The organism is Moraxella sp. CTOTU48268 (genome assembly GCF_032069585.1).
Classification (GTDB): Bacteria; Pseudomonadota; Gammaproteobacteria; order Pseudomonadales; family Moraxellaceae; genus Faucicola; species Faucicola cinerea.
Window position 1 is genome coordinate 1 of record NZ_DAMALV010000035.1, and the last position, 10,834, is coordinate 10,834.

The 10,834-nt window shown below is 44.5% G+C and carries 11 protein-coding genes and 1 pseudogene; 6 read left to right on the top strand and 6 right to left on the bottom strand.

All coding sequences use genetic code 11. The annotated features are described in order from the left end of the window. Together RT143_RS10075 and RT143_RS10080 are read left to right on the top strand one after the other, a co-directional pair. Positions 1–649 (top strand): beta-ketoacyl synthase N-terminal-like domain-containing protein (locus tag RT143_RS10075; protein WP_313092837.1); only part of this gene is annotated, 649 nt, incomplete at its 5' end. A gap of 140 nt (positions 650–789) precedes the next feature. Then, positions 790–1,794, top strand: coding sequence for a hypothetical protein (locus RT143_RS10080; protein WP_313092839.1), 1,005 nt, complete (start codon positions 790–792; stop codon positions 1,792–1,794). Here the strand turns inward: RT143_RS10080 and RT143_RS10085 are convergent. Together RT143_RS10085 and uvrC are read right to left on the bottom strand one after the other, a co-directional pair. After that, complete coding sequence (locus tag RT143_RS10085; RefSeq protein ID WP_313092840.1) at positions 1,791–2,147, bottom strand: YkgJ family cysteine cluster protein; 357 nt, start codon at positions 2,145–2,147, stop codon at positions 1,791–1,793. The two genes, RT143_RS10080 and RT143_RS10085, sit on opposite strands and share 4 nt — an antisense overlap. Before the next feature lie 67 nt (positions 2,148–2,214). Beyond that, complete coding sequence (gene uvrC / locus RT143_RS10090; RefSeq protein ID WP_313092841.1) at positions 2,215–4,092, bottom strand: excinuclease ABC subunit UvrC; 1,878 nt, start codon at positions 4,090–4,092, stop codon at positions 2,215–2,217. A 94-nt stretch (positions 4,093–4,186) separates the two neighbouring features. Here uvrC and RT143_RS10095 point away from each other — a divergent pair, with 94 nt between their 5' ends. After that, the gene (locus tag RT143_RS10095; protein ID WP_313092843.1) at positions 4,187–4,714 is read left to right on the top strand and encodes a hypothetical protein; all 528 of its coding nucleotides are present in this window, start codon (positions 4,187–4,189) and stop codon (positions 4,712–4,714) included. Between the two features lie 10 nt (positions 4,715–4,724). After that, entirely contained in the window at positions 4,725–5,327 is a 603-nt protein-coding gene (locus tag RT143_RS10100; RefSeq protein WP_313092845.1) for a putative antibiotic biosynthesis monooxygenase, read from the top strand. Here the strand turns inward: RT143_RS10100 and RT143_RS10105 are convergent. Then, positions 5,324–5,707 carry an HNH endonuclease gene (locus RT143_RS10105; protein WP_239741176.1) on the bottom strand — a complete coding sequence of 128 codons (384 nt, stop codon included), beginning with the start codon at positions 5,705–5,707 and terminating at the stop codon, positions 5,324–5,326. The genes RT143_RS10100 and RT143_RS10105 overlap by 4 nt on opposite strands. 107 nt (positions 5,708–5,814) lie before the next feature. Between RT143_RS10105 and RT143_RS10110 the strand changes: the two genes are divergently transcribed. After that, positions 5,815–6,396: a DUF4442 domain-containing protein gene (locus tag RT143_RS10110; protein ID WP_313092847.1), complete on the top strand. Its 582-nt coding sequence runs from the start codon at positions 5,815–5,817 to the stop codon at positions 6,394–6,396. A 10-nt stretch (positions 6,397–6,406) separates the two neighbouring features. Here RT143_RS10110 and RT143_RS10115 read toward each other — a convergent pair whose 3' ends face one another. The 3 genes from RT143_RS10115 to hemN all read right to left on the bottom strand — a co-directional run bounded on the left by RT143_RS10115 (position 6,407) and on the right by hemN (position 9,590). Then, complete coding sequence (locus RT143_RS10115) at positions 6,407–7,012, bottom strand: class I SAM-dependent methyltransferase (protein ID WP_313092848.1); 606 nt, start codon at positions 7,010–7,012, stop codon at positions 6,407–6,409. A gap of 30 nt (positions 7,013–7,042) precedes the next feature. Beyond that, complete coding sequence (locus RT143_RS10120; protein WP_248146751.1) at positions 7,043–8,008, bottom strand: P63C domain-containing protein; 966 nt, start codon at positions 8,006–8,008, stop codon at positions 7,043–7,045. A gap of 103 nt (positions 8,009–8,111) precedes the next feature. After that, positions 8,112–9,590, bottom strand: coding sequence for an oxygen-independent coproporphyrinogen III oxidase (gene hemN / locus RT143_RS10125; protein WP_313092850.1), 1,479 nt, complete (start codon positions 9,588–9,590; stop codon positions 8,112–8,114). 265 nt (positions 9,591–9,855) lie between these two features. On the opposite strand from hemN, the pseudogene RT143_RS10130 reads away from it, so the two are divergent. Next, a pseudogene (locus RT143_RS10130) lies at positions 9,856–10,834 on the top strand (YifB family Mg chelatase-like AAA ATPase); the annotation flags it as partial.

The following is a 10,834-nucleotide window of genomic DNA, read 5'->3' on the forward strand; positions in this document are numbered from 1 at the left end:
CGGTATCGGTGGCTTCTCAGCAATGCAAGCGTTATCAACGCGCAACGATGCACCGACCAAGGCCAGTCGTCCATTTGACAAAGACCGTGATGGTTTTGTGCTAGGTGATGGTGCAGGCGTGCTGGTAATGGAAAGCCTTGCCCACGCCAAAGCGCGCGGTGCGACGATTCTGGCAGAGTTTGTCGGCTTTGGCATGAGTGATGATGCTAGTCACATCACTGCGCCACCGGAAAATGGCGAAGGTGCGGCTATGGCGATGCGTCACGCCTTGAGTGATGCTGGCATTGCACCCAGTGACGTTGGCTACATCAATACCCATGGCACCAGTACCCCAGCGGGTGATGTGGCAGAAAGCCGCGCGATTGCGGGTATCTTTGGTAAGAACATGGTAGTAAGTTCCACCAAATCGATGACCGGTCATCTATTGGGTGCTGCAGGCGGTATCGAAGCGATTTTCACTGTTAAGGCGCTACAGCAACAAATATTGCCGCCGACCATCAATTTGGATCATCAAGACCCTGAGTGCAAGCTTGACTATGTACCGCATACTGCCCGTAAAGTTGACAACTTAACCCATGCGATTTCTAACAGCTTTGGGTTTGGGGGTACCAATGGCTCGCTGCTGTTTGCCAAATGGCAGTCACGATAAATGGCAATCACTGTGATGACAACATTGACCCTTTCATTAATCTTTTAACGGTGTGAATTTTGAAAACGGCTATTGAAATTGTAGCCGTTTTTTCGTTAAATGAAGCTATCCTATTTCATCCTTAACGCTGGACACCATTCATGTCAGGATTTGCCTTCTCCCACCAATTTTCAAAGCGCTGGCTTGCCACTCCTACCCCTGTCAAACACGCCATTATTCAAGAACTCGATGATATCGTTACCTTGCTTTACCCCGATACCGACCTTGATGGGTATCGGTTTAGCGTGCCTAATCTGCATGATAAAGTCGAGGAATTACTGGCTATCGAGCGTGACCACCAAGAAAAACTACAAGCACAAGCACGTGAGCGCGAGCTTGAAGAACAACGCCTAGAACAAGAAAGATTGGTACAACACAGGCTAGAACAAGAGCGGTTAGAAAACAAACGCTTAGAAATCGAGCGTTTGGAGAAAGAGCGCCTTGAGCAACAACGACTTGAGGCTGAGCGCTTAAAACAAGAAAGGCATGAAGCAGAACATCTTGAACAACAGCGCCTTGAACAAATACAGTTAACACAAGAAAACGAAAAAGAACATCAAGCACAAGAAGAACGTCTACAGCGCGAACGCCAAGCTCAAGATGACGCAGCCATTGCGCTACTCGAGCAAGAACGCGCCATTGCCAAACAAGCGCATCTAGCAAAACAAAGCAATCCTCCCCAACAAGCGACGCAACTATCAACTGGCTCAATCGAGGCTGCAAATCACGAGCTAGATGAACAAGTTCAATCCACGGATACCGCAACCAGCGATATCACGATTGAGCGCCATCGCAGTGAGATGGTCTATGCCATTGATCACACTGATACCGCTGATAACTTTGCTGAGCCGTTAGCTGATGACCCAACAGCGGCCGTGTTGACCCATGAAACGAGCGTTACTGACCCACTTGCCGATATTGACAATCCATCTATCGCCACCACGCCCGCTATTGAACAAATCAAACAAGATATTGTCAAACAGCTGCAAGGCTATATCGACAACTATTTGCTCGAATCAATGACGCTGATGAATGAGGATTTGAATCAATGGCTCAAAACCGAAGTGGAAAAACAGCTGACTGTTCGTTTATCACAAAGCCATTAAACAGGCACTTGACTAAAGATATCGTTAGATAACCCATAGTGATGACGGGCTTTGATACATTGCTCGTCACCGACTTGTACCGATTGGCAGGTGCTTGAGCGTTTATCATAGATTTGGCAGGCCACCGAGTTACCAACTTCGCCGGCGAGTGCCACGCATCTGACCGGCTTTGTTTCGGTACCTTTCATACAGGTATAAAAATCATTGACTTTGACCGTCATCTGCTCGGGGATACCGAGTGTCTCGCCTTCTGCCCAATAAAAAGACACCCGATAGTTAGCGCAACATGCGCCACAGTGCATGCAGATATCGCTATCCGCCGCTGCGCTTGATTTAAAAAAAATTTCTGCCATTGTTACAATGCCATGTCATTATCATTGTTAACTACCCGTTTCATCCAAAACGGCTAAAAATTTAATATCAGCCATGCAACACCTTATAAATGGTATTGGCCATCACCTTGCCAATGCCATTTACTTGCCCAATTTCATCTTGTGATGCGCCAAGCAGCTGCTGCAAGCCGCCGAAGTGATTGAGTAACTCTCGGCGCCTTTTTTCCCCCAACCCAGGGATGGCTTCTAGCACTGAGCTTGAGCGGCGTTTATCGCGTTTTTTGCGGTGTGCGGTAATGGCAAAGCGGTGCGCTTCATCACGGATATGCATAATCAAATGCAGTGCCTTGCTATCAGCCGGCAAATCCAGCGGCTCACGGTCAATAAAATGCAGTACTTCAAGCCCAGCCTTGCGACCTTCGCCTTTTGCCACCCCGACGAGCAAGGTTTGGGGTAAAATCCCCAGCTCGCTCAGTACGTCTTTTGCCATATTAAGCTGCCCTTTACCGCCATCAATCAGCAATAAATCTGGCAGTGGCTGTTTGCTATAGCGGCGGTTTAATACTTGCTTCATGGCGGCATAGTCGTCACCGCCCGTGATGCCATGAATGGCATATTGGCGATAGTCGCGTTTGCGCAGTCCACCTTGGTCAGCGACCACACAGCTGGCGATGGTGGCTTCACCCATGGTATGTGAGATATCAAAACATTCGATACGGTCGAGCGATTTGCCTTGCAGCGCCTCTTTTAATACCGCATTGAGTGCGTTAAAGCGAGATTTGACTTCCAAATAATCGCCCAATTTGGTTTGTAGGGCGTTGTTGGCATTCATTTGGGCAAGGGTGAGCCATTCATTGCGCTGCTCACGGACTTTGGTTTTTATCGTCACCTTTTTGCCAAAGGTTTCAGTTAAGGCTTCTGTTATCGCGGTTTGGTCGGGCAACTCATGACTTATAATCAGCTCTTCGGGTAAATCATCACTGACTTGGAAATAAAATGAGATGACAAACTCAGACAAGTTATCCGCTATGTCATTTTCGCTATCCACATCAGGAAAATAATTGTTGCCACCCAAAACCTGCCCATTACGCACATTCATGACATGCACACAGATAATGCCCGCTTGACTGGCAATGGCGATGATATCGGCTTCACCTTTGACCGTATATACTGCTTGTTTGGCTTGTACTTCGCGTAGCATCGAGAGTTGGTCGCGATACAAGGCGGCTTGTTCAAAGTTCATGTCTTCAGCCGCTTGCTCCATTTTACCCACCAATTTGACTTGCAAATCCGTGCCTTCACCTTTTAAAAATCGAATGGTGTTGTTGACGTCATCGGCATACTCTTCGGGCGATACCAGTCCGACACACGGCGCTTTACAGCGTTTGATTTGGTACTCTAGGCAAGGGCGTTGACGCTGGGCAAAAAATGCATTGGTACATTGGCGCACCATAAACATTTTTTGCATCATTAGCAAGGTTTGCTTGGCGGCATGCGCCGAAGGAAAAGGTCCAAAAAATCTGCCTTTTTGGTGCTGTCCTTTACCGCGCCCATAGGCAAGTCTTGGATAAGGTTTATCGGCTGAGATAAACACGTATAGATAGGATTTATCATCACGCAGTAGCACGTTGTACGGCGGGCGATGTAGCTTGATAAGGTTTTGCTCAAGCAGCAGCGCTTCGGTCTCAGAGCGGGTTATGATGGTTTCGATATTGTCGATACGTTGCACCAGCGCCCGCGTTTTGGGGTGGTCGATGGTTTTGGCAAAGTAGCTATTCACGCGATTTTTGAGTGATTTGGCTTTGCCCACATAGATGATGTCGCCATTTTTGCCGAGCATTTTGTACACGCCTGGTAAGTTGGGCAGGCGCTTAATCAAGTGATCCAATCGCGCTTTGCGGTCGGCAGTCGCTGCAGCAATTTCAATGGTTGCAGGGTCGATACTGGGCGTTTTGTTTTTGGGCATGCGTTTCTCAAAAAAATTCAAGCTATTTAGCCCTTTATGGGGTTTTTACTGATATTATCAAAGCTTGTCGGTTATCAAACTTTTGGAATAAAGTATGTCTGTTTCATTTCGTCATTCTGCAGGATTTGGCAAAAGAATTGAATATTGGGTCGTTGGATTAATGTTAAAAGCAGGTTTGGATGTCTATCTGCCATTGGTAGATGATGATGCCATCGACGCTGTGATTAAACTTAAGGATGGTAGCTTTATTGAAGTACAAATTAAAGCTAGGTCAAATGACGTAGTCATGGGAAGCGGTGCATTTTTTGCCGCTCTAAAACATGAATTACGGGAGAACTATTGGTTTGTATTTTATTCAGAACGACTCGATACAATTTGGATAATGTCTTCTGAAGAATTTATTAAAGAATCTGTGAAAAACATCACTGGTAAGAATGTGGGTAAGCACGCTATCGGTTTTAATGGAATAAAAACTAATAAAGAAACCAAAGAAAAATTTGAATATCCTAAAGAACGCTACGAAAAATATATCTGTAAAAACAAAGATTTTTCAAGATTTAAAAATATTGGAACAAACGATAATAACTTTTTTTCAGCTTCTATAATACAATCTAGTAATTAAGGTTAACTCAATGTCCTCGCCTCATTCCACCTCTATAAACTGTCAAGGCGCGACGGCAATCATTAGTCATCGGGTCAAGCCTGAGCACCATGTGCATTATCAAATGTGGCTCGAAAAGGTTGATACTCTTTCAAAGCCGTTTGCAGGGTTTATCGATCGCCATGTCATCACCCCGATAGCGGGCAAGACCCAAACCTTTACCGTGATTTTGCGATTTGATACGGCTGAGCATTTGCACACATGGCTGGCTTCATCTGAACGCCGCCAGTTGATTGATGAGGTCAAACCTTATTTGCTAGATGATGACAACTATCACGTGCAAAGCGGGTTAGAATTTTTATTTCAGCCACTGCCGACACAAAACCCACACTTGGTCAACGTTTCGCCCCCACCCACGCCAAAACCTTGGAAACAGTTTTTACTGACTTGGTCAGCGATTTTTCCACTGGTCACGGTAATTTTTTGGCTGTACGAACAAGTTGTTAACGCTTTAAATGTTCACCCTACACCGTTACTTGCCAAATTGATTATCACTGGACTGGTGGTGTTTATGATGGTGTATGTGGTGATGCCGCGCTATACTAAGTTGGTTAAAAAGTGGTTATTGTCTTAATCCGATCCCCCGCTTTTGACGCGAATGGTTTGCCCGGCTGGGCGTTTTTTTACCCAATTGATAAATTTTTGCATCTCGGTATGTTCTTTTAGCCGCTCAACCGTATGGTAGTAGCTGGATAATTCTTGGTTGCTAAACACTTCATGCACTTGTGCATGACAAGCAGGACACAGCATGGCGATGTCGTTTTTCATTTCCTCACGGCTAAATTCGCGTTTGGTACGGGCTTTGTCGTGGCGGGATTTGGGAATCAGATGATGTTGGGTTAATTCAACTTCATCACGTCCACACAATTCACACGGTGGCGATGGCGCTTTTTCAGCCAAAATCGCCTCCCAGAATGCTGCATCTTCGTTATTTTTTGCTTTACCTTTTGCCATTAGTTTGTCACGCTTTGCTATCAGTTGTATCCATCATACAATAGCATTGTTGCCTTGCCAATGGCGTGTTGTACCATATCTTTTTTCATGTTAAAAACGAGTCTGCCATGTTATCTAAGCTATCCAATTTATCCAAGCTATCTAGGTTATCCAAGTTATCTAAGCTAAGCCAAACCTTTCAATCTCAAGCCAAAGACTACCTTAATCCTTTTAATAACCCCAAGTTGTTAAAGCAGTTTTTTAACTTTTATCCGCCATATTTTGGGGCGGGTATCCGTGTTGAAAGCCTTGATTTCGCCAACCATCATATTCGCGTGCGTTTACCCTTAAACAAACTCAATCAAAACATCGTCGGCACCCAGTTTGGGGGCAGTTTGTATTCGATGACCGACCCATTTTTGATGATTTTGTTGATGCAAGCGTTGGGCAATGCGTACGTGGTATGGGATAAGTCAGCGAGCATTGATTTTGTTAAAGCGGGCAAAAGCGATGTGTTTGCTGATTTTCACCTGGATGACACCGAAATCGATACCATAAAAGCCTTAGCAAAGGATGGTAAAGCGGTGTTCCGCAACTATGAGGTACAGGTGGTTGATGACCAAAATCAGGTGGTCGCCACTGTCACCAAGACCCTGTACATCCGGTTACGAGCCTACAGTAAATCAAAAACCCAAACGGTGAGAATTTAGCTGAAGGGCGTTAGTCTTTGACCGCCATGGTGATGGTATAGGTTTTGCCTTGCTTGATTTTATCTGAGTTACCAAACACTTCGGTAAATGAGCGTTTCATAAAGTCTCGCAAGCCGTTGATGGTCACCACATAGAACCGTGCGCCACTTTCCATCGCATTGTAGGCATCGAGCAAATACAGATAATGCTGCTCTTTACTGGCTTTGGCAGGTAAGTTACTCATCACTAGGCTAAATTTTTTGTCTTTTTCAACATCCCGAAAGCCATTGGATAGCTGAACTTGGGCATTATTTAAATGGTTTTTTTGGCAGTTTATTTTGGCATATTCCACCGCCACAAAGTCTTTGTCGATGAGCAAATGCTGTCCGTTTGGGCATTCACGGGCGGCAGTCATACCGAGTACGCCATAGCCACAGCCTAGGTCGATTGAGTGGTCATCGTCTTTGAACTCTATATAGTCAAGCAGCATAAGGCTACCCTCGTCGAGTTTTTCGGGCGAAAAAATTCCCCAAGTGCTGGTAAAGTGAAACGGCTTGCCGAGTACCTCTTGGGTGAACTGGATGTCTTCGCGCCAGTAGGCAGATTTTTTGAGTAAGTCGGTGGGGATTTGGTGCATTTTCTTATTCCTATAAATATCTAAAAATGATTATTTACCAAAATCCATAGGTATAGTTTTACCAAACTCTGGATGAACAGTGTCAACTAATTCAAAAAAATGGTCTTTATCTTTAGATATCTTCATTAACGTAACTATTGACGCTAAATGTTCTCTTAGCTTTGGATGTCCAACATTTTCAGATAAAAATTGATGCAATCTTGCACGTTTCTGCTCCTTAGAAGCCATTTTTTTTAACTCCGGCAATAATTCAGGAGCTAATCTATCATAAATAATTTTATTGGTTATATTTCCAAAAAATTGAGGTCTAAAATTAGCTTTAACTGGTGGATATTCAATATCATACAATCTGAACAATCCTTTATAGTAATCATCGGGAAATGTCTTCAGCCATGGTTGCAATTCTTTTGCAACAAATTCTTCTAAAATTTTGGCTAACGCATCTTTTGCTCTTGCATCTTGATAACCTGTTGCTTCATCAACTAAAGCAGTTATTCCAACTTTTGCAAGAGCTCTCACTAATATCTCGGCTTTAAGTGCCGTATCTAATTGTCTGTTAGTTAAAGCATGATTTTCCCTAGCCTTTAGATATAAATCGGCAACTAAAGGCAAAATAGTAGCATCATATCCACTTTGAATATTACCTTTTGTATCAACATACTCGATTTTATTTATTACTTCTTTTAAATCATCGCTGATAAAAGGCTGTAAGTTTTTTGCATCCATAAATACTGGAGTATTTGGGATTCTAGCGTTTCCTCTTGAAGGTCTATCTAATGCATTCCAAACAGCTTGCTGAGTAATCACTCGCTTTTCATTATCTAAGACAGCTACATCAAGCTGTAGGTCAACGATATTGAGCTTACCATCAAATTTTGCACTGGGTAAACTATCTTTATATTTTCTTGCCTCAACACCTTTTAAAGCTCTTTCCTTACGTTGTTCAGGTGTCATTTTATTAGCAGTAGCTCTACCACTATTAATTCTTCCATCCATACTATACCTCCATACATTAAGTTAAATGTATGTAATAGTATAAATACAAGTAAATCACTTGTAAATATAAATATACTAGATATTTACTGATAAATAAAACAAATCAAATCACCTTACTAAAGCGATTGCCTTCTTTACTCGCCAAATAAGTATCAAACACCATTGCCACATTACGTCCCAAAAGCCGCCCTTTTGGTAGCACCCGAATGCCTTTGGCATCCATATCAACGAGTTTATCCGCTTGCATCTCGCCCAGTTGGCGGATTTCATCAATAAAATAGGTCATTGGGTCAATGCTAAAGCGCGCATTCACATCTTTAAAATCAATATAATCATGGCATAGCAGATTCATAATCACATAACGGCGCAGCAAATCAGGCAAGCGCGCAGAAATCACCTTCACCGCAGGCAATTTTCCCGCATTGATGAGATTTTGGTAATCGTTCAAATCCGTTGGATTTTGCAAAATATGAAGACCAATCTGGCTAATCGACGACACCCCAAACCCCAGTAAATCACAATTGCCATGCGTGGTATATCCTTGAAAATTGCGGTGCAATTTGCCTTCACGTTGTGCAATCGCCAGCTCATCATCAGGCTTGGCAAAGTGGTCAATGCCGATATATTGATAGCCTGCGTCAGTCAGTGCGTGGATGGTATTACCGAGCATGGTCAATTTGTCGGCAGGGCTTGGCAAATCCGCTTCATTAATCTGACGCTGACCTTTAAATCGCTCTGGCAAATGGGCATAGTTAAAAACAGACAGACGGTCTGGCGAGATAGCGATGATGCGCTCAACCGTATTAAGCATGCTATCTACCGTCTGGTGCGGTAACCCATAAATCAAGTCAATATTAATAGAATGAAACTCAAGGCGGCGAGCTTCCGTCATCACCCCTTGAATCATTTCTTCTGACTGCACGCGATTGACGGCAATTTGTACTTTTTCTTGCAAATCCTGCACACCAAAACTCACCCGATTAAACCCAAGTCCACGCAATATCTCAAGCGTGGTCGGGCGCAATTCTCGCGGGTCAATTTCAATCGAATAATCAGCGGTAGGTTTATCGCTAAAAGTAAATTGGGTTTGCAAAAAGTTCCACAATTTGACCAGCTCATCATCGGTCAAAAAGGTCGGTGTGCCACCGCCAAAATGCACTTGTTCGACGATAGGGTCCCCTTGCATCAAGCTGCGTTTATGCCGAATTTCGGCAAAAAGATACGCTAAATAGTCGCCTGAATCACTGTTTTTCTTGGTAATGATTTTATTGCAGCCGCAGTAATAGCACAGGTGGCGACAAAACGGGATGTGAAAATACAAGGACACTGGCACCCGTGGGTCTTTTTCTGCCAAAACGCGGGCTTCCATGCCGTCAGTAATGGGGGTAAATTCTAGCGCGGTTGGATACGAGGTATAACGGGGACCTGAGCGGTTGTATTTATTGATGATAGCTTCATTAAACAAATGGCTTTGGGTCGTGTAGCTACGATTGGCATTGGCATACGGATTTTCGATGATTTCGACAGGACGATCAAAGGTGGGCAGTTCGCTGTCAGATAAAGGGCGAGTTTGGTCTGTCATAATAGTCTCGTATAGCGTGTAGCATAAAATTCTCGGAATATTGGTTGTGATTATAACATAGTCATCCTAGATAGCCGATGATGAGAAAGCAGATGAATTATGCTATGATTCAGTCGTTTTTTATCAAAAATTGTCTAGTTGCTGCCATAAAAAAACGGCCTGTCTTGTATCAAGGTAGCCGCCAAGTTGTTGGAAAAGGATTTTAAAAATGTCGTTTGCTCAAGTATATACGCGCTCGGTGGTAGGTTTAAACGCGCCAAGCGTGATGGTTGAAGTACATTTATCGCAAGGATTGCCTGCAGTCACCATGGTCGGCTTACCTGAAGCTGCGGTACGCGAGAGTAAAGATAGGGTGCGCTCTGCAATTATCAACTCGGGTTTTCAATTTCCCAATCGCAGATTAACTATCAACCTTGCGCCCGCGGATTTACCCAAAGATGGCGCACGGCTTGATTTGCCCATTGCGATAGGCATCTTGGCAGCCAGCGGGCAAATTGATGAAACCGTGCTTGCGCAGTACGAGTTTATTGGCGAATTGGCGCTCAATGGCGATTTACGAGGCATTGCTGGGGCGTTGGCAGTATCACGTGCACTCAAGGCTGACCAGCGCACCTTGATTGTTCCCAAAGACAATGCCGATGAAGCGGTCAAAGTCGATGGCGTGAGGGTGTTGCAAGCCGATACCCTCAAAGCTGTGTGCCAACACTTGATGAATGAGCAACAACTCAGCCAAGCCGAGCATAAGCCATCTTACCAATCAGTCAATTATCAGCTAGATTTAGCCGATGTCAAAGGACAACACCAAGCCAGACGTGCGCTAGAGATTGCGGCAGCAGGCGGACATTCCCTACTATTTTGTGGCTCACCTGGGACAGGCAAAACCTTGATGGCATCTCGCCTACCCACCATTTTGCCACCGCTCAACGACCATGAAGCGCTTGAAGTTGCCAGTATTTACTCGATTGCCAACAGTGATTATGACTACGGCACACGTCCCTTTCGCCAAGTCCATCATACTACTTCAGCAGTGGCGCTCGTGGGTGGCGGCTCATCGCCCAAACCCGGTGAAATCACGCTCGCCAATCGGGGGGTGTTATTTTTGGATGAGATTCCAGAGTTTGATCGCAAGGTGCTTGAGGTACTCAGACAGCCCATCGAGAACAAAGAAATTGTCATCAGCCGTGCCAACTCTCAAGTACGCTTTCCCGCCAATTTTCAGCTGGTAGCAGCGATGAATCCCTGCC

Coding starts and splice junctions, on each gene's coding strand:
- RT143_RS10110 (WP_313092847.1), top strand. CDS start 5,815: ATGTTATCTAAGCTATCCAATTTATCCAAGCTATCTAGGTTATCCAAG.
- uvrC (WP_313092841.1), bottom strand. CDS start 4,092: ATGCCCAAAAACAAAACGCCCAGTATCGACCCTGCAACCATTGAAATT.
- hemN (WP_313092850.1), bottom strand. CDS start 9,590: ATGACAGACCAAACTCGCCCTTTATCTGACAGCGAACTGCCCACCTTT.
- RT143_RS10080 (WP_313092839.1), top strand. CDS start 790: ATGTCAGGATTTGCCTTCTCCCACCAATTTTCAAAGCGCTGGCTTGCC.
- RT143_RS10100 (WP_313092845.1), top strand. CDS start 4,725: ATGTCCTCGCCTCATTCCACCTCTATAAACTGTCAAGGCGCGACGGCA.
- RT143_RS10120 (WP_248146751.1), bottom strand. CDS start 8,008: ATGGATGGAAGAATTAATAGTGGTAGAGCTACTGCTAATAAAATGACA.
- RT143_RS10115 (WP_313092848.1), bottom strand. CDS start 7,012: ATGCACCAAATCCCCACCGACTTACTCAAAAAATCTGCCTACTGGCGC.
- RT143_RS10105 (WP_239741176.1), bottom strand. CDS start 5,707: ATGGCAAAAGGTAAAGCAAAAAATAACGAAGATGCAGCATTCTGGGAG.
- RT143_RS10095 (WP_313092843.1), top strand. CDS start 4,187: ATGTCTGTTTCATTTCGTCATTCTGCAGGATTTGGCAAAAGAATTGAA.
- RT143_RS10085 (WP_313092840.1), bottom strand. CDS start 2,147: ATGGCAGAAATTTTTTTTAAATCAAGCGCAGCGGCGGATAGCGATATC.